Origin of the sequence: uncultured Alloprevotella sp. (assembly GCF_963536905.1) — a bacterium.
Classification (GTDB): Bacteria; Bacteroidota; Bacteroidia; order Bacteroidales; family Bacteroidaceae; genus Alloprevotella.
The window spans coordinates 24,180-47,752 of sequence record NZ_CAUTBW010000018.1; the positions used below are offsets into that span (position 1 = coordinate 24,180).

Here is a 23,573-nt window from a genome sequence, read left to right on the forward strand (position 1 = left end):
AAGAAATGGAAATTATTCTACGCGTACGGCAGTGCCAGAACATACCACCATCAGCATAGAACCCTTAGCACCTACGGTTTCGTAGTCGAGGTCGATGCCTACAACAGCGTTAGCTCCCATGGCGGCAGCGCGTTCGCGGATTTCTTGTAGGGCTGTTTCCTTGCCTTCTTTGAGCACCTCTTCGTAAGAACCTGCGCGGCCACCGAAGAAATCGCGTAAGCCGGCGAAGAAATCGCGCACGACATTTGCGCCGATAATGGTTTCAGAGGTTACGATACCTAAATACTGCTGGATAGTGTGTCCTTCAATTGTTGGAGTTGTAGTGAGTAACATGATTGTATGAGGTATTGTGCAGCAGTGCTGCGGTTAAAACATTTTTCTTACTCTTTCGATGCCCGCTATGAGTGTATCTACTTCGGCCTGTGTGCTATAGAGGGCGAAACTGGCACGGCACATTCCTTCCACGCCATAATGCTCCATGACGGGTTGTGCGCAGTGGTGCCCTGTGCGGATAGCGATGCCGAGGCGGTCGAGTAGGGTACCGATGTCGAGCGGGTGAATATCGCCCACGTTGAATGCCACAACGGCATCTTTCTCCTCGCTGGTGCCGTAGAGGCGAATACCTTCAATCTGGCTCATTTGCTGCATAGCATAGCGCGTGAGAGCTTGTTCGTGAGCATGAATCTTGTCCATGCCGATAGAGTCGACATAGTCGAGCGCAACGGCCAAGGCGTGTGAGCCGACATAGTCGGGCGTGCCTGCTTCAAATTTGTAGGGGAGTTTCTCGTAAGTGGTGTGTTCGAACGTTACGCGGCTAATCATTTCTCCACCGCCTTGATAGGGCGGCATCTGCTCCAATAGCGATTCGCGACCGTAGAGAACACCAATGCCGGTAGGGCCGTAAACTTTGTGACCACTGAAGGCGAGGAAATCGCAATCGAGATCTTGAACATCTACATTGAAATGGGGAACACTCTGTGCGCCGTCTACGAGGATATGTGCCCCGTGTGCATGAGCGATGCGCCCCATCTCTTTAACAGGATTGACCGTTCCGAGCGTGTTGCTAACATGAGCCACGCAAACGAGGCGCGTGTGTTCGGTGAAGAGTTTTTCATACTTCTCCATCTCAATCTCTCCTTTCTTGTTGAAAGGGATCACTTTGATTCGACAGTCTTTGCGTTCACACAGCATTTGCCACGGCACAATATTGGAATGGTGTTCCATTTCGCTGATGAGGATTTCATCGCCTTCTTTCAAAAATGCCTCGCCATAGGAACTGGCCATGAGGTTGAGGCTTTCAGTTGTGCCGCGCGTGAAGAGGATTTCTGATGTGGAGTGGGCGTTGATGAACTGACGAACGCGCTCACGAGCGTTTTCGTGAAGTTCGGTTGCTTTCTGGGAAAGGTAGTGTACGCCGCGGTGAACATTGGCGTTCACGCTCTGATATTCCTCTGAAATAGCATCAATGACACACTGCGGTTTTTGCGTAGTGGCCGCATTGTCTAAATAAATCAACGGACGATTATAGACCATTCGGGAGAGAATTGGAAAGTCGGCCCGAACTTTCGAATCAATATATGTATTCATTTCTTTAATGTGCTAATGTGGGGAATGTGGAAATGTGCTAATGTGCTAATGTGGGGAATGTGCTAATGTGAGAAAAGTGGGAATGTGTTAATGCGAGGAATGTGCTAATATGGGAATGTGCTAATGTGCTAATGCTGTAGCCCGTAGGTTCATTAGCACATTTTCTCATTAGCACATTAGCACATTATATTAGCATTAAAACAAAAAAGTTTAATTACAGATGTCTTGCATCTTGCAGCCGTCGCAATGACGCAATTCTCCGCGAAAACGGAGTTCAACCAAATGGGAGAGGCGTTCCCGCAAAGGTTCGAGCGTGACGTGTTGAAGAACATCGTTAATGAAAGCGTGCTGGAGCAATAGGCGGGCTTCCTGTTCGGGAATACCCCGCTGACGCATATAGAAAAGTGCATTTTCATCGAGCTTTCCAACCGTAGATCCGTGATTACACTTCACATCATCTGCGTAGATTTCGAGCATGGGTTGAGCATAAGCACGGGCGTCCGGACTGACACAAAGGTTGGAGTTTGTTTCCTGAGAGGCCGTTTTTTGTGCGCCTGCTTGAACGAGAACTTTTCCTGCAAAAGCGCCTACGCTTTTGTCATCGAGTACGTATTTGTAGAGTAAGTCGCTGGTGCACTCTTCGGCGTTGTGGTCAATGAGGATATTATTGTCCACGTGTTCTTGTGCATTTGCAATCACTGCGCCATAAGCATTGATGGCGGCGTGGCGCCCAACGAGGTGAACGTCCATCAAGTTGCGCGTTGTGCCGTTATGGAGAGTCATGCCGTTGAAAGTTACTTCGCTCCGCTCCTGCTGCTCTATGTACATATTGCTGAGGTGCGTATGTGTGTCAGCCGTTTCTTCTAACGAATAGAGATGCAGTTTTGAATTTTTCCCTGCAAAGATTTCAACGACTTGCGTTGTGAGGCTGCGTTGCTCTGTGGGGCTTTCATCGCAAAAGAGAATTGTACCTTCTGCTCCCTCTTCTGCCACGATGAGAACGCGGCGGTTCGACATAAAATCAATAGTGGCCGCACTGACATTGACTATTTGCAGCGGGCGTTCCAGTTTCTTACCAGCAGGGATATGAATCAAAATCCCATCTTGTGCCAGCATCGTGTTTAGCTCCGATACAGCGTCGCGTTGCTGGGTGGCCAAGCGATTGTAGTAGGGTTTGATGAATTCTGCATTTTCTCTGAAAGAAAGTTTTGCAGGAACCACAGTGTCGTTGACCACGTAAGCCACATCGGCACTCATCTTAGGAATGCTGCAACGATAAACTTCGTAGGGATCAACACTTAGCGGAATCCGTTTGAGATTCAAACCATAGTCGGGTGCTAAAACCTTTTCTAAGTCGGTGTATTTATAACGCTCCACTTTCTGTGTAGGAAGTCCGTGCTGCTGCAAGTTGTCGAAAGCAGTTTGTCGTTCTGCATTCATTACCGGGCAGGAACCTTCCTCAATCACAGTACGCTGCGAAGCGAACAAGTCCAGATATTGTTGGATGGCACTCATTGTTTTTCTGCTTCTTCAATAATCCATTCGAAACCTTTCTCCTCGATGTCGTAACCCAGTTGGGCACTGCCGCTACGCACAACTCGTCCGTTGACAAGAACGTGAACGAAATCGGGCTTGAGATAGTCGAGCATACGCTGGTAGTGGGTGATGACCATGGCGCTCGTCTTCTCCGTGCGGAGTTGATTAAAGCCCTCTGCCACAATGCGCAATGCATCCACATCGAGTCCAGAGTCAGTCTCGTCGAGAATACTGAAAGTGGGTTCGAGTACTGCCATTTGGAATATCTCGTTGCGCTTGCGCTCACCGCCACTGAAGCCCTCGTTCACACCACGTCCCATGAAATGAGCATCGAGTCCAACGAGTTTGCGTTTCTCACGCAAGAGTTTAAGAAAATCGCTCGCGCTCATAGGCTCTTGACCGAAATAGGTGCGTTTTGCATTGACGGCGGCACGCATGAAGTTGGTCATAGAAACTCCCGGAATCTCTGTAGGAGCTTGAAAAGACATGAAAATGCCCTCATGGGCGCGGTCTTCAGGCTTCATAGCTAAAAGATCCTTACCATTGAAACTGATGCTGCCTTCTGTGACTTCGTATTTAGGGTTGCCCACCAGTACGTTCGACAAGGTAGACTTGCCAGAACCATTTGGGCCCATAAGGACGTGTACTTCACCATCATTGATGGTTAAGTTAACTCCTTTAAGAATAGCTTTTCCCTCCACTTCTGCATGGAGATTTTTTATTTCGAGCATGACTTATTTTATATAGATGTATATTATATGCAAAAATAGAGATAAAAAACTGTACGACAAAATACGCACCAAAAGGCTCTGCTGTAATTAGAAGGTAATATGGCAAAGAAAACAAATAAAAAAATGCGAAGAATGTGAAGAATAGTTGCATAATGAAAAAACTATCTTTATATTTGCCACGGGACTATTTTAAGAATAGAGAGTCTCTAACAAAACACTACTAACAATATCTAACACTTATCCCTATGAAACATTTCTATTCGAGGACTGCAATGCTGCTGGCAATGTTTTTTGCCTGCATTGTAGCTAGTGCTCAGACCGTTTATTCGGCTGTAGGGTTTGGCGAGGGTAATTATCTCAAGACGATAACCCCTGGTCAGAAGGTCTGCTTGCAGGCGGCCCGTGCTTCATCTACTTGCGTGCTGGATACAGCCCTTACGGAGAATTTGAAGACTGCAATTACCGATAATGGTGTGTGGGAATTTCAAGTTGCCAATGAGGCTACAAACCAGTACTATCTCTTCAATCCTGCCAGTGGCAAGTATTTAGGTCTCGGCACGAATGAAGATGGTTACGCATTCTTCACTATGAAAGCTTCACAGCGTAATGCGGAAGCCTTCTATGTGAGAACTTCTGAAAACTATGCTAATGCTGCCGCAGTTCCTGCCGATGCAGATTGGGGAGCAGTTACTTTTGATTCTTATCCAGGTGCTCTTATTTTTACGTTCTCTGATTGGGGCGCTCCAACGAAATCTGTCCACTATCAGATGTTTGCCGCTCCTGGGAAAGCTACTGGCTTCACCAATCAGAGTCAATCCAATTGCTGGTATGCCTATGCTGTTGAAGAGGTGAAGGGACTTGATAAACTTTCAGCTGTCTTTAACCAATACTTTCCTGCTGGTACTAACGATGAGTTTGTGGCAGGTTCTGAACCTGGTAATATCCCGCAAGATAAGTTTGACGCTTTGCAGGAAGTTTTCGAACGTGCACAACAACTCATCAACGAGTCAAGCACCAACGTGGAAGCTTGTAACAAAGCTTGTGTTGACATAGAAAAAGCTTACAAGGCAGCCCGCGCAAGCATTATCCCATTTACTGAAGGCTACTATTTCATTGTGAACAATAGCGGAGATGCTGCTGGTATGTTTGAAACTAATAATGAGATGCACTTTAATAAGGCATCTTGGACACGTCCCGAGCATCCTACAGCAAATGATATGGCCTATATATGGAAGCTTGTTCCAGCTAATAGTACTCCCAATAATTTCTATCTCCAGAATTACCTGACAGGTAATTATACAGGTTTTATCAATGCTTTTTCAACCGTTATTCCGACGGTCACTGAGAAAAACCAAATCTATGAGATCTTTAATTTCCCAGGTCAAAAGGGTTACTTCGCACTTCAGGCACAAGGCTCTGAAATGCTGATTCATGCAAATACGAGCGGTGCTAATACTGTTGTGTTCTGGGATTCTTCTCATAAGAATTCAGCTTGGCAGCTTTTCCGTATCTCTCAAGAAGACGTTGATGCCCTTCAGGCTGCTCTCGAACAAGAACAGGCTAAGAAGCATCTGACAGAACTCTACGAACAAGCTTCTGGATACTATCAGAAAGGTTTGGCCTATAGCTCCGCCGCCACTGTTGGTGATTATCCTGCCACGGTTGATGGTTTAGTGACAAAGGCTGCTCAACTATCTACTAATGCGCAAGAACCGAGCGAAGGTCCTATTGCTGGTCTCGTTGATGGCGACTTAAAGACATTCTTCCATACGGCTTGGAGCGTTGCCCTACCCGATGTTAAATACGCCTGTCTGACAGCTGATCTCGAAAAAGCTGTTGGTGCAATCACACTGAAGTATGCTAAGCGTTACAATGCCAATCCAGGCGGTTTGCCCTTAAAGGTTCGTGTTTTCGCTTCTAACGATTCGATCAATTGGGTAGAACAATCTTTGGTTTCTTTCTCCTTTACAGATTCTGCCACTATTGATAATACAAAAATTGCCAACTATATTGGCCGTACATCTGTAGCCTTTAAAGATGGAGAGAAGTATCGCTATGTTCGTTTGCAGGTGGAGAGTAATCTCGGTAGTGCTCGTGCAAAAGGTAATCTCTATTTCTATCTCGGTGAACTTCGTATCTATGAAGCTGCGTATGATAAAGACCACTCATTGGCTGAAAATGTAGATCAAACCGTTCGTAAGAACTTTGTAGATCAGCTCACAGCTGCTGCCACAGCTATAGCTTCTGGCACTGCAACACAGGCAGGTGTCGATGCTCTCAAGGCTGCTTTTGAAGCCTATAAGGCCGTTTATCCAGATCCCGCAGCATTGAAGGCAGAGATTGCTAAGTTGAAGACTCTTGCTAATGCAGCTGTAGAAGGCGACAACTTTGGTGAATACACTGCTGGAGCTAAGGATACTTTCCAAGCTGCTTTAGATGCTGTTGCAAACCACGTTGACGACTATAAAACAATGGCACTCCTCGAGAATGCTAAGTCTCAACTTGCTGAGGCCGCTAAGGCTTTTGATGCAGCGCTCCACAAACCAGCAACGGGCGACATCGTATTCTTCCGCGCCAACTCTACTACGGCTTCTGTCAACAAGCAGTTTGTTTATGCAGGAAGCAACAGTACGCAGTCGACATTGCGTTGGGGTGGCTACTCTGCCGAAGATGGCGAAGATGCCAACTTGAACAATCGTCTCAACTATATGTGGCTGGTAACGGCTAACGCTGATGGCTCTTATTCTTTCAAGAATATCGGTACAGGTCTCTATATGGCAGGTCGCACCACCAAGGCTTCTTCTAAAGAAAACGACCTTCGTTTGGCTGCCCCTGGTTCAGAAACTCCTATCAACCTCTTGTTGGAAGGTGCGCCAAAGGCTTCCAGTTTCCAGATGAACTTAGGTGTTGGAACATATCTCCGCTTCTACACTCGTGGCGATATAGTTTTCTCAGACAACGGTTCAAGTGCTGACTCTTATTTCACTATCGAAAAAGCCACTGCATGGGGTGAAAGTTCTTTCTTAGGCTTTACGGCACAACGCCCAACGCCTTGCACATTGCCTTATGAGGTTGAAGCTTCTATCGGCGATGAAGGTACGCTCTACAAGGTGGCAGGTCTCTTCAAAGAAGGTGAGACAACAACGCTCGAGCTTACGGCGTATGCTGCTACGGATAGAATCCCAGCGGGCACTCCGTTTATCGTAGTGATCAACGAAAACTTGTATGGTGCCAACTTCTTCCCAACGGCTACTTCTCTCAAGGACTTCAACTATAGCTATGAAGGTCATTCCGTGAATGGTCTTTGTGGTACGCTCGACAGAACGCCGATGAAGGCTGGATATGGTTTGTTTAGCAAAGGCAAGATTATTGTTGCAACGAGCGAAGACGTTCTGGGTGCTAACTCTGCTTATCTTGACTTCACAGTTCCTATGCTGACTGCCAAGGCTGAGTATTCTGTTCCGGTTGAGGGCTTCACCGTTACAGGCATTACGCAGACTGTTGTTCCTCAGCAGAATGCTGTCATCTATGATCTCCAAGGCCGCCGCGTGCTGAAGGCACAGAAGGGCCTCTACATCATCAATGGCAAGAAAGTTGTGGTGAAGTAGTTTAAGATAGAATCATCCTACTTATAAATATATCCCCGAAAGTTGGCAACTGCTCAACTTTCGGGGATATTTCTATACTCGCCCGTGTGTTTATTCCTTCACGAGGCATTTATCCAATAGGCGGTCAATTTCCTCGCGGTCGAGGTGCTGACCGATAAAGACAATTTTTTGCATACGGTCGCCATACTTCTCGTCCCAGTCGCGGCGCAGACCTGGCTCGCGATCCATCATGTCGCGCAATTCGTCCTCGGGCATCGTGGCATACCATTGTCCGATGCTGCTCAACCCTACTTGCTTGCCCGCTTGTTCAAACACATAGCAAATATTGCGTTCGTCGCGGAACCAGCAAATACCCTTGGCGCGGATGATACCCTTGGGCCAATGGCGCGCCACAAAGTCGTCGAAGAGCGACAACTCGAACGGCTGACGACGATAGTAGACGTATGTGCCAATGCCGTATTCTTCCGTTTCACCACCTTCGTGGTCGTGGTGGTGATGATGGTGATGGCAATGGTCATGATGATGCTCGTGCTCCTCATGATGGTGCTCCTCTTCGTGGTGATGGTGTTCGTGCTCCTCTTCTCCCTCGTGGTGCTCCTCTTGTGGTTTCTCCAGTTCGGCCAACCAAGTGGCAGATGAAGCCACTGTTTTGAAGTTGAAGAGCTGAGTATTGAGCAGTTTGTTGAGGTCAACATTGCCGTAGTCGCACTCAATGATTTCTGCTTTCGGTTGTAATGCACGCAGAATCTCCTTGATTTTTGCCAATTCCTCCGGCGTCACTTCCGAGGCTTTGTTGAGAAGAATTATATTGCAGAATTCCACTTGCTGAATCACGAGATTGGTGATATCTTCCTCATCGATGTTTTTGCGCTGCAAGTCCTCTCCGCTGTTGAACTCATCGCGTAGGCGAAGCGCATCCACAACGGTAGCAATGCAATCCAGACGAGCAATACCGTCTTTGACCATGGCTGGATACATGGTGGGAATACTGCAAAGTGTTTGTGCGATAGGAGCCGGCTCACAAACACCGCTGGCCTCAATCACTATGTAGTCGAATTTCTTCAGGCTCGTAATGTCGTGAACTTGTTCCATCAGGTCCGTCTTCAGCGTGCAGCAGATGCAACCATTCTGAAGAGCCACAAGGCTGTCGTCCTTCTTGCCCACGATACCGCCTTTCTCAATGAGGCTGGCATCGATGTTTACTTCGCCGATATCGTTTACTATTACGGCAAATTTGATGCCGTTGCTGTTCGTCAGAATGCGGTTGACGAGTGTGGTTTTTCCGCTGCCCAGGTAGCCTGTCAGCAGCAGAACGGGAGTTTGTTCTATCATGTTTTTAGTCTTATTTGTTCTTTCTGCAAAGTTATGCAGAAAACGGCTAAAAGCATAAAGTGTGCCTAAAATCAATGCAAACTTTATGAATGAAGAGGTGTGGAAACGTAAGCGAAAAAGTGTCCTTTTGTTGACAACACTCTTTGAGCGGAAAAATGGTCGATACAGTCGAAAATTCTCGGAAATCCATAGTTGCCGAAAAATGGGAGGGAAAAACCTGACGATTTTTCAGAAAAAATAGAGTGAAAATGCTTTTTTGGGGAAGAAAACCACTGTTTTTTGCTCCACAAGTTGGGATTTGCCCGTAGGTTTCCTTATTGTGCTGGAGAATATCCTTATTGTGTCAGCTGACAGGATAAGGATGTCAGCCGATAGCCTTATTCTATCCACGAACAGCCTTATAAAAACCATGTTTTCTAAAAGTCTTTGCGGCAATCGTACGTGTTCTTTCTCGATTTCGCGCGATTCTCACTGTCGAAAAATAAGACTTTTGTTGACAAATCTTTTCTTGTGAATAAACCAGTGTTTGGAGAAGTATTCGTGCGAACCAAATGAGTGGGGGGAGTGCTTTTTCTATCTGTCGTAGTTCTAATTCTCTGATTTTACACTATTTTTGCACCATAAAACAACTTAGATTTATGGCAAAACCAAGCATTCCTAAAGGTACGCGCGACTTCTCTCCCATTGAGATGGCCAAGCGCAACTATATCTTTAATACGATTCGCGATGTGTATGCGCTGTATGGCTTCCGTCAGATTGAGACGCCAGCTATGGAGAACCTTTCCACGCTGATGGGCAAATATGGCGAAGAGGGCGACAAACTTCTCTTCAAAATCCTCAATTCGGGCGATTTCATGAGCAAAACGACTCCGGCTGAATTAGAGGAACACAACATTGGACACCTGGCTGCTAAGTTCTGTGAGAAAGGACTTCGCTACGATTTGACAGTACCTTTTGCTCGCTTCGTGGTGCAGCACCGCGAGGAATTGCAGATGCCTTTTAAGCGCTATCAGATTCAACCCGTGTGGCGTGCCGACCGTCCGCAGAAAGGTAGATACAGAGAGTTCTATCAGTGTGATGCCGACGTGGTTGGCTCCGACAGCCTGCTCAACGAAGTGGAGCTGATGCAGATCATAGACGAGGTGTTCCACCGCTTTGGCATACGTGTGGCTATCAAAATCAATAACCGCAAGATTCTTTCCGGTATTGCCGAAGTGATTGGCGAAGCCGAGAAAATTGTGGATATCACCGTGGCCATCGACAAACTCGATAAGATTGGTCTCGACAATGTGAATGCCGAATTGCTCGCCAATGGTCTGACACAAGAGGCCGTTGAGAAACTGCAGCCCATCATCAGTCTCAGCGGAACAAATGCAGAGAAAATAGCAACGATGCGTGAGGTGTTGGCCAATTCCGAGGTCGGACTCAAAGGCGTTGCAGAAGTGGAGTTTGTGCTCAATAATCTGGGCGAACTGGTCAATCAGATTGACCTCGACCTCACTTTGGCGCGCGGTTTGAACTACTACACCGGCTGCATCTTCGAAGTGAAGGCGCTCGATGTGGAAATAGGTTCAATCACAGGCGGAGGCCGCTACGACAACCTTACGGGTATCTTCGGTATGCCTGGCCTTAGTGGCGTGGGCATCAGCTTTGGTGCTGATCGCATCTATGACGTACTCAATCAGCTCGAACTCTATCCCGAGGATACGGCACAAGGAGCGCAACTTTTGTTTATCAATTTTGGCGAAAAGGAAGCGGCATATTGCATGAGTCTTGCCCGTCAAACGCGCGCTGCCGGTATTTCTACGGAAGTTTACCCCGACAGTGTGAAGATGAAGAAGCAGATGAGCTACGCCAACGCCCAGCAAATACCGTTTGTGGCCCTTTGTGGAGAAACGGAAATGCAGGAGAAGAAAGTGGCGCTGAAGAATATGCTCACGGGCGAACAGACTTCGCTCACCGTTGAAGAACTCATCGAGAAAATCCGATAAGTTCCACTCGATGGCGCAAGGCTCTGCTGAGTCCGCCGTCTCATACACATATTTCATTCCCCATACGTTGTGTCACCGCACTCGCGTATGGGGAATGTTTTTTGTGAGGACACATCCGAGAGCAGAATAGAGCTTCTCGAGGATTTCTTCCTGTTTCCTATCAACAGCCCCTATAGCTATTCCTTTATATATAATGAAGTAGTTGTATATCCTACACCTCTGTTTGTCTAAAATATTGAAAGGCATACCCACTTCAAAGTGATTGATTTCTGAAAAGCGCAGAAAATAAGGTCAGTAAGGCTCTGGTGGAGCGCCGTTGTGCGAGAATCTATGGTTTTGAGCCACATTTCTATTTCAATAATTGTTAAACGTAAGTCAAACATTGTTGTGTCGACTTTGCAAATAATAAAGGAAAAGTTTGTTTTTACTAATCTTATTATTTACTTTTGTCGCGAAAAGTGTAAAGCATGACAACTAAAAAGGACATTATTTACTATTCATATCTAATCTAACTTTAATTACAAACTTATGAGAAAAGTCTATACTTTTCTGGCATCTGCAGTGCTGTTTGCTGTTGGTGCCGTGAGTGCACAGGCGCAGAAGTATTACGACGTCCCAGGTTTTGAGAACCGCGAGTTCGTGACCGAAATCACTCCGGGACAGCAAGTAGTGCTTCATACTGCTAGTGCGGGTACACCTAACTACCTCAGTGGTTCGGTGAAGTCTGCAACTGCTGGCGAGAATGCTGTTTACGCATTCGAAGAGGCAGGTGCTGACTCTAAAGGCGTGATGACTTACTACTTGAAGCAGGTTAACACGGGCAAGTATCTGGAAGATCCTCAGTACGCTAGTGGCGTTGAGTATGTTTCTTCTACTGCCAAAGCTTTCCGCTTCTATGCTAAGCATCCCGAGAACTTCTATTACAAAGGCGAGACAGTTCCTTCTGACGCTGATGTAACAACTACAGCTGTTTATGACTCAGCTCACTACAACAAAGTAAAGCCTGAAGGTGCTTACATCTTCACCAACGTTGACTACGCTAACAAGCCTATCAATGCTGATAATAAGGTTTACTTCTCTCCTTGGTGGTCAGATGCTAAGACTGCTGCATTCTGGGGTTACCAGGACACTAATACTTGGTACGTTTACACTGTAACGGCTAAGGCTGGTAGTGCTCTCCTCGAGGCTGTAATCACTGACCTCTTCCCAAGTGGTACTAGCGAGCTCTATCCTACGGGTGAAAATGTAGGTTGTGTTTCTGAAGCACAGCAGAATGCGATGAAGGCTGCTTACGATGCTGCTGTTAACCAGCTCAACAACGGTGCAACCGATGCTACTGCTTGCGAGCAGAAAGCTGCTGAACTCAAGACCGCTTACGAAGCTTATATCGCTGCTCGTATTCCGATGAAGGCTGGTTACTACGTATTCACTAGCACAGGCCGTGGTGCTTCTGCTGGTATCTACGAAAAGGACAAGGCTCTCTATTGGATGAACTGGGAAGTTCCTACAACGTATACCATTGCTGATGCTGCTTACATCTGGAAGGTTTCTGCTGCTGAAGACAAAGACACTTATCGTGTTCAGAACTTCTTGTCAAAGAACTATGCTTCTAATGTACAAACTTCTACATTGGTTCAAACTGTTGCTGAAAACGCACCTGCTTACAAGTTCGTTTCTAGCACGCTCGACGCTTCTAAGTTTGCTATCGGTCCCGTTAAGACTGGTACTTATGGTTTCCTCCACGAAGAGGGCGGTTCTGGTAAGGGTCGTATCGTAGGTTGGGAAGCTGCTTCCGAACCTTCTGCTTGGACAATCATCCCCGTTGCTGATGCTGTCATCACAGCTCTCGAATCTCAAGTTAAGGCTTATAACGATAGCGTTGCTCAGGCTCAGCTGAACGTTAACTTCAAGAAGCTTTACAACAATGCAGCTGCTGCTTACACTGACAACAACTTCTATAAGCTCTCTTCTGGTCAGAACCTCTCTGCTGATGGTTCTACTATTATGTTCGACGACCCAGGTAGTGCAACAGATGCTTCTCAGTTCTCTTCTAATGCTAAGGAAGCAAGCGAAGGTACTTTTGAAGGTCTCATCGACGGTATTGCTACTGCTGCTTCTAGCCAGGGTAATAACAACTGGTACTTCCACACAGCTTGGAAGGGTACGATTGCTGAACCTCACTACTTGCAGGTTGAGTTGCCTTCTGCAATCCAGAATCCGCTCTTCCAGTTCGCTAAGCGTACCAATGCTAGCTACAACCACTTGAGAAGCTTCCGTCTCGAAGTTTCTAACGATACTACTGCTGGTTGGACTGATGCTGGCGTATTCGGTGTTAACTACAACCGTACAGGTGTAGTAGGTAACGATACTGTAAAGAACGCTGTAGCACTCGTAGGTGCAAACCTCTCTGCTGCTTACAAGTTCTTCCGCATCGTTTGTCTTGAGTCCACTGGTTCTCAGTCTTTGAATGGTTATGACTTCTTCCATATCGGTGAGCTCCGTATCTATGACGGCGCAACTGTTGATGCTGCTAAGTCAATCAATAGTGTTCTCGACGCTACTGCTAAGAACAATCTGAACAATCAGATGACTGCTGCTTTGGCTCTCATCAATGCAGGCACTGCTGTTACTCAGGCTCAGTATGATGCCCTCAAGGCTGCTTACGATGCTTATGTTGCTGCTGTTCCTAACAAGTCTAAGTTGACCAGCGCTATTGCTGAAGCAAAGGCTCAGGCTGCTGCTGCTGCTGAAGGCGAAGGTCTCGGTTTCTTCGAAGTAGGTGCTGGTGCACAACTCACTGCTGCTGCAGAAGCTGTTGCTAACCAGGTATCTGACGATGTGATGACTGCTGCTCAGATTCAGTCTCTCACTGAACAACTCAACACTGCTGTTGCTGCTTTCAACGCTAAGTTGCACATGCCTGAAAATGGTAAGTACTACTACATCAAGTGTGCTACTACAGGTGAAGCTGCTAACAACTACGTTTACACTACTGATAATAGCAAGGCTCAGATCCGCTGGGGTGGTTTCGATGCTTCTAAGGGTAAGGATGCTCACCTCTCTGATGGTGCTCGTCTGAACTTCATCTGGAAGGCTGTTAAGAATGGTCCTAGCTCATATAGCTTCATGAATGCTGCAACAGGTACTTATATGGCAACTCAGCCAACTAATAACATGGGTATGTTCATGCGCCTCGATGCAGATTCATCTGCTATGAACCTGCGTTCTGCTAAGGTTGGTGGTTTGTTCAACTTCGTTCAGGCTGACAATGTATTTGCTAATGCTAAACCAGGTACTAAGACTGTTGTTACTTGGAACTCTGCTTCTGGTACAGACAACTCTGCTTTCTTCTTCGAAGAGGCTACTGACTGGAATCGCGCATACTACCTAGATATGACCTCACCTGCTATCGTTACTCTTCCGTTCGACGTTCTCGACGCTCCTGAAGGTGGTAAGATCTACTTGCCTCTCGGTCTGAACAAGACAAAGGGTACAATGGAATTTGCTGAAGTTTCTGCTTCTGTTCCTGCTGGCACTCCGCTCTTAGTTGTTCCTAACGCAGGTGAAGAAGGCGTTGAGATTTCTCTCTCTGCTGCTTCTCTCGAGGCTATCAACTACACGCTGACTCCGGTTACTTATACGAATGCTACGACTGGTGCTGCATTCGCTGGTACTTTGGCTCCTGTTGCTCTTCCTGCAACGGCTGTTGTTCTCAACGCACAGGGTACTACCTTCCTCAAGGCTGAGAAGGACGCAACTAGCCGCGCTAACGATGGTTACTTCACTAACCTCGGTGAGTTCACTGGAAACGGTGACTACTCTGTAAACATTGACCCAGATCTCGTAACTGGTATCAATAGCGCAGTGCTCAACGTTGTGAAGTCTGGTAAGATCTATGATCTCCAGGGTCGTGAAGTTCAGAAGGCTCAGAAGGGTCTCTACATCATCAACGGCAAGAAGGTTCTCGTTAAGTAATTCGAGACATCTCTATAACTTTTCAGAAGGTCGCCCCAATGTGGGCGGCCTTTTTTGTTTCCTTTCTGTGAAGCCTCCTCTCTCGGAAAATGTTTAGCACATTTTCTCCCACTCGAGCGTTTGTTAATGCTCGAGCACAGTCGTCTGTTAAAATCAAAGAATAACCTTACAAAGAATCTTTCCTTGGAGTTTCTGAAAAAAAAGATCTAACAGAGGCGCAGTACTACAATATGCACCATCGTAAATATCCTTATTGCGTTTGAGAATACAATAAGGGCGTCGGCTGACAGAATAAGGCTGTCAGCTGATATCCTTATTGTATTTTTAGTTTGCTTCTACATAACTATAATTATGGCTTGCAGCCGCTTGGGAAGCCGTTGCGAAGCCCTCACTGCTTTTATGAACATTTTTATTTTGTTAAAAGTTAAAGGTAACTCTTTGTATATATTCGAAAAAGCTTATTATTGCTTGTTTTTTCTGCCTATAATCTGTATTTTAGCACCCCGAGAAAGCAATACTACACAAATAATTACCTATGAAACAAATCTCCAAGCACTTATTAGTGCTGGCAGGAGTAAGTCTTTCACTTTCGGCAGTTGCACAAGATGTGGACTATACGAAGTATCCAGACTACACTGCCGTAACGAAAGCTGACCCTACTTTGCGCGCGCGTAGAGGACCTACTCAGCGACCCGATCATGTGAATAACGGGGAATCTCGTTGTTTCCCTCCCGTTGTCAATCAGGACGGCGGTTCATGTGGTTCGGCCTCTCGTATTTATTACATGTTCACCTATGAGATTAACGCTTATAGGAATGCAGACGGCAAAAAGCCCGAGAACCAGTATCCCACCCACTTCACTTGGCTGCTTACCAATTCCAATTCCGGTAAGGAAGGAATGGCACGCGCCAATGGTATCCCCAATTCTGTGACTTATGGTGGTAATACCTATTCTCGCCTTTTTGGTAATCAAGTTTGCGAAAGCAATGATTTCGGTTGGATGCAAGGCTACGACAAATGGTTTGAAGCCATGCACAACCGCATTAGCCGCTCAGCCAATTTCCCTCTCTCTGTTGAGACTGAAGAAGGTCGTGAGGCTGTGAAAAACTGGCTCTGGAACCACAATGGCGACCCCGACTTTGAGGGACGTGGTGGTATCTGCGGTATCGGTGTGGCCAGCGGTGGCGACTGGAAACCTATTCCGTACACAGAAAAAAACAGAAGTATCGGTGTTGCTGGTAAGCAGTTTGTCAAGAGTTGGGGTAAGCAAGTGGACCACGCTCTTACCATTGTGGGCTACGACGATCGCATCGAGTTCGACCTCGACGGCAACGGTATAGCGGGCGAAAAGGACAAGGACGAAGTTGGCGCATGGATTATCGTCAACAGTTGGAGTCCTTGGTGGGCTAACAACGGTTTCATCTACTGCCCTTATAAGCACGCGGTTCCTGTTGGGACAAGCGGAGGCTACTATAAGCCCGAGATTTATTACGTTCGTAAGAACTATCGTCCGCTCAAGACTCTCAAAATCCGTATGGCTTATTCCAAGCGTAGTGAGTTGAGCTTGAAAGCCGGTATCGCAGCCGACACCTCAGCCACTGTGCCTGAACAAGAAATCCAGATGGAGCATTTCAACTATGCTGGTGATGGCGATGGCGATGGAGTAGATGCAGAAACTCCGATGTTGGGCCGTTGGGCAGATGGTGTCCACAAAGAAGCAATGGAGTTTGGCTATGATATAACAGACCTCTCTGCAGTGCTCGACCCCTCTAAACCCGCTAAATACTTCTTTGTTATCGATTCCAAGAGCACAGCTAATGGTGTGGGTAAGGTAGAAGCCGTTTCACTGATGGATTATACCCATGGCGAACCCGGTATCGAAATCCCATTCCCCCTCGGCAACGGCGTGGATATCAAAACACAGGGCGAACGCACTATCATCTCTTTCTCTGTGCCTGGCGAGTTTATAGCTAAACCGCGCAATGTGGTTTACGCTAACAACCAACTCACTTGGGACGATCCCGAAACATGTACTTATGCGCTCACAGGCTATAAGATTTACAAAGATGGCGTGCTGATGTCAACAGTGGGCAAGGATGTTCACACAGCTTCAGCAGCAGCAAGTGGCAACTATGCTGTAGAAGCTATCTATGACAACGAAGGTGTGGCAATGGCTTCCGCTCGCGTGGATGCTACGCCTACTGACTTCCACGGCACTACGGCTACTGCCGACTTCACGCGTAAGTTCTTCGGAGGTGGTATCCGCATCAAGGATCTCTTCAAGAAGACATACAAACAAGCAACTATTGAATACTGGCTCAGACCTATCGATTGTGTAGAAAATGGTCAGCAAGTGGGTCCAGGATGGGGCGACTTCCTCATCTGTGGCAATGCTCAGGGTCAAGTAGTCTTTGGTTGGGACAATAACAACAAGGCAACAACGCGTCGTAGCACGCTTCTGCCCAATGGTTGGAAGCACATCGCCATTGTTATCGACGGCAAGAAGGCTACAGCTTATATCAATGGCGTTAAGCAAGGCGAGGTGGCAGGACCTAAAGAAGGTCTTGGAGGCTTCGGCGACTTTGTTGTAGGTCGTGATGGTAATGAAGGTATCCGCGGTGAGCTCAATGAAGTTCGCATTTGGAGCACCGCTCGTTCACAAACACAGATTCAGCAATATATGTACACGCAGATTGCGAACCCCGCAACCGAACCTGGACTCTTGGCTGAAGTAACAATGGACGAACCAGCTGATCAAGCGCTCACGGATAAGGCGAACAACCACGTGATTGAGCTGATTGGCAAGACACCATTACGTTTGCTTAATACCAATTGCAAAGATAAGCGTACACTCAAAGCCGATTTCTCCTTCCCTCAAGGCACTGTATATAGCAATGCTGCTGTACAGCTCGTCAATGAATCAGCAGGTAACGCTGTGAAATTCAACTGGACAGTGAAAGACGGTAGTAAGACCACTAACTACAATACTCCCGAGCCTTCGGTAATCTTCCAAACTGCTGGTGAGAAGACGGTTTCTCTCCGCGTTGAGGACGCTACAGGTAAAGCCGACTCTCTCACTAAGAACGTAACCGTTGTTTCTCAGGATCTTCCGAAAGCTAACTTCTTCGGTCCTGAGGAGGTTTACATCAATACGCCTGTGACTTTTGTCAACCAGTCTTCTCCTCTCGAAGGCGTTAAGTATGCGTGGACAACAGAGGGATCTGACAAGAATGCGTCAACCTCTCAGCACTTCTCCACTACTTATAAGACTCCTGGCGTTTATGACGTGAAACTGACCGTTACAAATGGTGCAGGTTCTACGGAATGTGTTCATAGAATCAATGTTCTGAACCTCCACCCGATTGTAAACTTTGAAGTAGAGAAGGGTGCTGTTCGTCGTAACACTTATGTGCGTCTGACCGACCGTTCACAGCACGATCCAACGCAATGGCACTGGGAAATCTCTTCTGCCGATACAGTGATCGTTCATGAAGGAACGCTCCGCGGCTATCGCTTCACCGAGCCTGGTCGCTACGACATCCGTCTCGACGCTGGTAACGACTGCGGTTGGGGTACTTACACGCTCCGCAATGCAGTGGAAGTGAGCAACGAAGATCCTAAGACGGGTCTCAACTTCAAGGGGGCTGCTTCTGAATATGTTAGCTTCGATAATCCGCTGCCAACGACTGGCAATAACGACATCACTATCGACTACTGGTTTAATGCACAACCTGTTTCAACTTACAACAACCAGGTGGGCGACCAGAATTTCTACACGCGCACACTCTATAATGGTAGTGTGCTCCTCACCATCGGTGACAAGCACTACACCTCTTGCGCTAACTTCTATCGCGTAGGCGAATGGCACCACTATGCCTTTGTTTTCAGCGGAGAATACTGCAACCTCTATCGCGACTGTCAGCTCATCGAGCAGATCAAGATTGGCAACGTCAATCTCCGTCAGAATCTCCCCGCTAAGTTCCGCCTTGGTAGCGCAGAAGCTCCTATGAAGGGTATTCTCGATGAATTCCGTATTTGGAACTCCGCTCTCACGAAGGAACAGTTGCACGCACTCTCTAATCAGAGTATTAAGAAGGTGGCTGATGCAGAGCGCGACCACAACTTGGTGCTCTACTATCAGTTCAACCAGAGTGGTGGCGATGTGGAAGATGCCGCTAGCGGCGCTCACACAGGTAAGCGCGTAGGCTTCGGTCCTGATGGCGATGCTTGGAGCAACTCTATCGGTGCTTTCTGCCTCTCTAAGAACGGCGTTCAAGAAATCACTGAAAAGTATCTCACTAACTACAAGCGTCCGTTCTTCTATACGAGCGAAACAATCAATAAGGCTTACGGCTCACGCTTTGCAGGTCTTGAAATCGGTACGCAACGTTCTGGCTGGCAACAAGAAAATGTTGCCACTGTGGGCGATGTTAAGATGAGCTTCTTTGTTGACCGTGAGCAGAATGATCTCCTCTCTCTCATGACAGGTGCACTTGCTTTCGCCGATTCAGCAAAGAATCTGAAGCTCTATCAAACCATCACGCTGCCGGCTGGCTACTACACGTTCGGTATGATTCCTCACGACTTCACTGGCGTTAATGGTTCTTACCTCGTTGTTAACAAGGGCGCAAGTCTGCCCGATGCTAAGCAGTTGCAGAAGGCTATCGCTTCAACAGGTTTGCACAATATGGAAGTCAACTTCCGTTTGCCAGAAGAAACAGAAGTTTCTCTCGGTTTGCTCTGCAACACGAGTGGTTACACAATGTTCAACGTGAATCGCTTCTATCTGAATCGTAAGGGTTCTAACGATAACTGGACTTACACGAGCATTGATACTCCGGAAATCACTCCTGCTGAAACTGAAGCTCCCGTTGTTTACGACCTCCAAGGTCGCCGCGTGGAGAAAGTACAGCAAGGTTTGTATATCGTGAACGGTAAGAAAGTCTTTGTAAAGTAAAGACTCAATAACCCTTTAAGGCTATTTGTAGCCACAAACATTACACCTGAGAAAGTGTAGCGTTTGTGGCTACTTTTTTATACCTGCTTTTAGTACAAAAGAAGGCGTGTGTAGTGAGCGGAAAATATCAAAATGTTCTCCTAAAGCTATGAAAGTAAGGACATAAACTGTAAACTCTTAAAAAATGTTGTGCTTGTCTGAAATAATTGCTTACTTTTGCATTCAGATAATGCTATAATATTTTCAGATAACTCGTTTAGTTGGAATAAAAGGAAACTATTCAAACCTAATAAATAAAACCAATTATGAAGAAGTTTTACAACTTGAAGATGATGCTCCTCGTAGCTCTTTTGAGCCTCGTTGGAGTGAGTGTTAATGCGCAGGAGGTAGCGTACAAAACGCTTGATTTTGCGCAGGCAGAGATGGAATCTTGTGATCAGTACGATCAAAAGTGGACGGCTACATTTAGTGATGATACTTGGGTAATGAATGCTTTCAGTAATTATAGTAATGTATGGAAGTATGTTAAATGTGGTTCACACAAGGAAGAAAGTACAGCAACCATTACTACTGGTACTGCCTATGAAAAAGCATTAACTAAAGTTGTTGTAACTATTGATAAGATCACTACGAATTTAGTTAAAAATATTCAGTTGCAGATTTCTAATGATACCGCATTTAGTAGTCCAACTACCATTACTGCTCCTATTTCAGATCTGAAGGCAGGAGATTTGGTATTCGCTATTTCCGCGCCCCGAGCTAATGCTTACTATCGACTTGTTTTTAATTGCAAGAAACCTTCTAATAAGAAGAATAAGAAAAATGGCTATGTTCAAATCTCAAAGATTGTTTACTATGCACCTGCTTCAGCAGAGATTAAGGTAAATATCGGCGCAACAGGTTATGCAACTCTCTATTATAGCGATCGTGCACTCGTTGTTCCTGAAAATGTATATGCATACACTTATAAAGTTACAAACGGCAAGTTGGACGAAAGCTATCTTTACAATGCTGGTGAAACAATTCCTGCTGCTACAGGCGTAGTGCTCAAGGCTGCTCCTGGCGAATATACTTTTGCCGCTTCTCAGGAAGCTGGTGAAGTAGATACAGACAACCTTCTCAAGGGTTCTGACGAAGCTACACTGACAACTGGTGGTGCTGTTTACTATAAGCTCTCTTTGAACAAGGCTGGTGATGCTAATTCTGTAGGTTTCTATTATGGTGCTGCTGATGGTGCTGCTTTCACCAATGGTGCTCATAAGGCTTATCTCGCCCTCCCCGCAGCAAGTGGCGTGCGCGCTTTCCTCTTCAATGGAAATACTACTACAGGCATCCAGAACGTAACATCTAACAATGCTGCTACACAGGTTTACGACCTCCAGGGTCGCTGCGTTCAGAGCGCACAAAAAGGCCTCTATATCATCAATGGCAAGAAAGTACTCGTTAAGTAAGAACTATAAATAGCTAAATCTTATAAAGAATATGAAAGTATATATCAAACCAGCATCTGTTGAATACAGTATTTTCGTAGAAACAAGTCTGATGCTCTCTGCGAATAATGAAGTAGGTGGTCCCCAACTCACTCGTCAGCATGGTTCATGGAATAGTGAAGACTGGAACGAAGAAGACTAAAAATACCTATCTCCCTCTACAGCTTTAGCTTGTAGAGATGGTATTTACAAATACATTCTAAGAAAGGAGGCGCATCAATGATGCGCCTCCTTTTTGCATGATAGTAGCCCCCTGAACGAGCAATCAAGTGGGATGAGCAATACTAGCGAGGAGCGTATCTTCTTATAGTTTTCCTTATAGCGTTTGAATATACAATAAGGATGTCAGCTCACGCCCTTATTGTGCTCTCAAAAGCAATAAGGGTATTTACCGCTTTCTGTATTCTCTCTGTTTTCCTCCAGCGTATGTTTCACCACTGCTCCATTTGGTGAAGTGTTTTATAAAAAATGTCCGCAAAGCCTATATTCAGACTTTGCGGACAGATAAGTTTATGCTTCCGTGCGATTCATGACAGAAGCACGACGGAAAGAGATGCTGCTTTGTGGGCAGCATTCTCTAATAGATTCATTAAGCCGTCATTTTGTTGAGTTTCTTCAAGAGTGCGAACATCACGAGGGCACTGACAAGGCAGAGAGCAATCAGAATGCCCCAGTTGTACATTAGTGGGATGCGGTTCCAAAGCATTGAGGGGATAGAGCTTAGGTAGTTACCAATGGCTGTTGCCACAAACCAGCCGCCCATCATCAACCCCTTGTATTTGGGAGGAGCCACCTTGCTCACAAAGGAGATACCCATGGGCGAAAGTAGCAACTCAGCTAACGTGAGGGTGAAATAGGTGGAGATCAGCCAGCTCGGTGAAAGGATGCTTTGTGTCTTGTCGCCCAAGTCCATCGGAGAAATCAAGTTGGTAGACGCCAATGTGATGACAGCGAAGCCCACTGCTGCCACGAACATACCCAAAGCAATACGTGCGGGAGCGCTCACCTCATGTCCCTTCTTTGCCAAGTAGCCGAAGAAGAGCATGCTAAACGGTGTCAGTGCAACGACGAAGAAGGGGTTGAACTGTTGGAAGTCGGACGGCTGCGACATGGTGGGATCTTCCATGTTCATGAAGAGAGCGATAGCTCCAGCCCATGCCAGAAGTGTGACAACGCCGCATAGCACCTTGTTCTTTCCCGTCTTGGATTGGAAAACACCGATACCAGTGTACACAGAAAGAGCAATCAAGGCCAAGCTGAAGATGTTGAACCAGATACGCATCGAACCAGATACGGAGAGGTTGGTGTATTTCTTAGCAAAGAAAGTCAGTGCAGAACCGTTCTGGTGGAATGCCATCCAGAAGAAGATAACCACACCGAAGACAAGCAGGAGGGCAACAATGCGATCTCTGGTTTGTTTCGGAGTGAGTTCTTCCACTTCCTGCTTAGATTCCTTAGCTTGTTTAGCAGTGATGTCAGCATGTTTGAACCAGCCGCGGAAGGCAAAGTACACAACGGCGGAGAAAATCAGCGAAATACAAGCCACACCGAAGCAAAGACCGTAGGCACCATATAACGCCTTGAGATAAGCCGGATCTTGGTTCGCTGCATCATAAACGAAGCCATACTGACCTAAATAGAGATTCGTAATCCATTTGGCCATTGAGGGGGCAAACATAGAGCCGAGATTGATAGCCATATAGAAGAGGCTAAAAGCTGAATCGCGGCTGGATGCGTACTGCGGGCTATCGTAAAGATTACCTACCAGTACTTGCAGATTGCCTTTGAAAAGACCCGTACCCAGCGATACGCAAGCGAGACCTGCAAACATGGCAATTTTGCCCATTTCATCGGCGCCTGTCGGGATAGCCAGTCCGAGATAACCAAGGAACATAGTGGCGAAACCGAGGGTGACACACTTGCCGTAACCAATCTTGTCGGCCAGCATACCTCCGAGGAGTGGAGCAAAATACACTACAGCGAGGAAGATGGCGTAGACTTGTCCTGCTTCTGACTCTGTCCATCCAAACTTGGCCTGCATGAAAAGCGCGAAGATGGCAAGCATCGTGTAATAGCCGAAGCGCTCGCCTGTGTTGGCCAAAGCCAACGCATACAATCCTTTTGGTTGATTTTCAAACATACTTTGTTTTGTTGTGGTTAGAAATTATTTTGAATTGATTTTAATTGCTGAAATGGTAAGGGAACACGAATTTTACGAATTAGGCGAATGGAGCGAATTTATTTTATTATAAATATTTTCATTCTTTCTAAAGTTGTAAAAAGTGACGTATTTATTTTGAATTGATTTTAGTTGCTGAAATGGTAAGGGAACACGAATTTTACGAATTAGGCGAATGGAGCGAATT

The 23,573-nt window shown here is 46.4% G+C and carries 12 protein-coding genes; 6 read left to right on the plus strand and 6 right to left on the minus strand.

Going from position 1 to position 23,573, the window contains the following annotated elements:
- Window positions 1-12: 12 nt before the first annotated feature.
- The 4 genes from ABLA33_RS04670 to sufC all read right to left on the minus strand — a co-directional run bounded on the left by ABLA33_RS04670 (window position 13) and on the right by sufC (window position 3,854).
- Window positions 13-333, minus strand: coding sequence for a YbjQ family protein (locus ABLA33_RS04670; protein ID WP_311490760.1), 321 nt, complete (start codon window positions 331-333; stop codon window positions 13-15).
- Between the two features lie 33 nt (window positions 334-366).
- Window positions 367-1,587 carry a cysteine desulfurase gene (locus ABLA33_RS04675; RefSeq protein ID WP_347719432.1) on the minus strand — a complete coding sequence of 407 codons (1,221 nt, stop codon included), beginning with the start codon at window positions 1,585-1,587 and terminating at the stop codon, window positions 367-369.
- A gap of 210 nt (window positions 1,588-1,797) precedes the next feature.
- On the minus strand, window positions 1,798-3,102 hold the full coding sequence (gene sufD, locus ABLA33_RS04680; protein WP_347719433.1) for a Fe-S cluster assembly protein SufD: 1,305 nt from the start codon (window positions 3,100-3,102) through the stop codon (window positions 1,798-1,800).
- The gene (sufC, locus tag ABLA33_RS04685) at window positions 3,099-3,854 is read right to left on the minus strand and encodes a Fe-S cluster assembly ATPase SufC (protein ID WP_311490757.1); all 756 of its coding nucleotides are present in this window, start codon (window positions 3,852-3,854) and stop codon (window positions 3,099-3,101) included. Before sufC ends, sufD begins: the two co-directional genes overlap by 4 nt.
- A 245-nt stretch (window positions 3,855-4,099) precedes the next feature.
- Here sufC and ABLA33_RS04690 point away from each other — a divergent pair, with 245 nt between their 5' ends.
- The gene (locus tag ABLA33_RS04690; protein ID WP_347719434.1) at window positions 4,100-7,462 is read left to right on the plus strand and encodes a discoidin domain-containing protein; all 3,363 of its coding nucleotides are present in this window, start codon (window positions 4,100-4,102) and stop codon (window positions 7,460-7,462) included.
- 90 nt (window positions 7,463-7,552) lie between these two features.
- Here ABLA33_RS04690 and ABLA33_RS04695 read toward each other — a convergent pair whose 3' ends face one another.
- Complete coding sequence (locus ABLA33_RS04695; protein WP_347719435.1) at window positions 7,553-8,794, minus strand: GTP-binding protein; 1,242 nt, start codon at window positions 8,792-8,794, stop codon at window positions 7,553-7,555.
- 638 nt (window positions 8,795-9,432) lie between these two features.
- Here ABLA33_RS04695 and hisS point away from each other — a divergent pair.
- The 5 genes from hisS (at window position 9,433) to ABLA33_RS04720 (ending at window position 21,349) form a co-directional block, all read left to right on the plus strand.
- Window positions 9,433-10,785, plus strand: coding sequence for a histidine--tRNA ligase (gene hisS / locus ABLA33_RS04700; RefSeq protein WP_347719436.1), 1,353 nt, complete (start codon window positions 9,433-9,435; stop codon window positions 10,783-10,785).
- Between the two features lie 528 nt (window positions 10,786-11,313).
- Window positions 11,314-14,760 (plus strand): hypothetical protein, encoded by a 3,447-nt coding sequence (locus ABLA33_RS04705; RefSeq protein ID WP_347719437.1) that lies wholly within the window; start codon window positions 11,314-11,316, stop codon window positions 14,758-14,760.
- 535 nt (window positions 14,761-15,295) lie between these two features.
- Window positions 15,296-19,717, plus strand: a complete 4,422-nt coding sequence (locus ABLA33_RS04710; RefSeq protein ID WP_347719438.1) for a LamG-like jellyroll fold domain-containing protein — start codon at window positions 15,296-15,298, stop codon at window positions 19,715-19,717.
- Window positions 19,718-20,022: 305 nt separating this feature from the next.
- The gene (locus ABLA33_RS04715) at window positions 20,023-21,168 is read left to right on the plus strand and encodes a hypothetical protein (RefSeq protein ID WP_347719439.1); all 1,146 of its coding nucleotides are present in this window, start codon (window positions 20,023-20,025) and stop codon (window positions 21,166-21,168) included.
- 31 nt (window positions 21,169-21,199) lie between these two features.
- A complete protein-coding gene (locus ABLA33_RS04720; RefSeq protein ID WP_347719440.1) occupies window positions 21,200-21,349 on the plus strand; it encodes a hypothetical protein in 150 nt (49 codons plus the stop codon).
- 447 nt (window positions 21,350-21,796) lie between these two features.
- Here the strand turns inward: ABLA33_RS04720 and ABLA33_RS04725 are convergent, their stop codons facing one another.
- Window positions 21,797-23,347, minus strand: coding sequence for a peptide MFS transporter (locus tag ABLA33_RS04725; RefSeq protein ID WP_347719441.1), 1,551 nt, complete (start codon window positions 23,345-23,347; stop codon window positions 21,797-21,799).
- Between the last annotated feature and the right edge of the window lie 226 nt (window positions 23,348-23,573).

Coding starts and splice junctions, on each gene's coding strand:
- ABLA33_RS04670 (WP_311490760.1), bottom strand. CDS start 333: ATGTTACTCACTACAACTCCAACAATTGAAGGACACACTATCCAGCAG.
- ABLA33_RS04675 (WP_347719432.1), bottom strand. CDS start 1,587: ATGAATACATATATTGATTCGAAAGTTCGGGCCGACTTTCCAATTCTC.
- sufD (WP_347719433.1), bottom strand. CDS start 3,102: ATGAGTGCCATCCAACAATATCTGGACTTGTTCGCTTCGCAGCGTACT.
- sufC (WP_311490757.1), bottom strand. CDS start 3,854: ATGCTCGAAATAAAAAATCTCCATGCAGAAGTGGAGGGAAAAGCTATT.
- ABLA33_RS04690 (WP_347719434.1), top strand. CDS start 4,100: ATGAAACATTTCTATTCGAGGACTGCAATGCTGCTGGCAATGTTTTTT.
- ABLA33_RS04695 (WP_347719435.1), bottom strand. CDS start 8,794: ATGATAGAACAAACTCCCGTTCTGCTGCTGACAGGCTACCTGGGCAGC.
- hisS (WP_347719436.1), top strand. CDS start 9,433: ATGGCAAAACCAAGCATTCCTAAAGGTACGCGCGACTTCTCTCCCATT.
- ABLA33_RS04705 (WP_347719437.1), top strand. CDS start 11,314: ATGAGAAAAGTCTATACTTTTCTGGCATCTGCAGTGCTGTTTGCTGTT.
- ABLA33_RS04710 (WP_347719438.1), top strand. CDS start 15,296: ATGAAACAAATCTCCAAGCACTTATTAGTGCTGGCAGGAGTAAGTCTT.
- ABLA33_RS04715 (WP_347719439.1), top strand. CDS start 20,023: ATGAAGAAGTTTTACAACTTGAAGATGATGCTCCTCGTAGCTCTTTTG.
- ABLA33_RS04720 (WP_347719440.1), top strand. CDS start 21,200: ATGAAAGTATATATCAAACCAGCATCTGTTGAATACAGTATTTTCGTA.
- ABLA33_RS04725 (WP_347719441.1), bottom strand. CDS start 23,347: ATGTTTGAAAATCAACCAAAAGGATTGTATGCGTTGGCTTTGGCCAAC.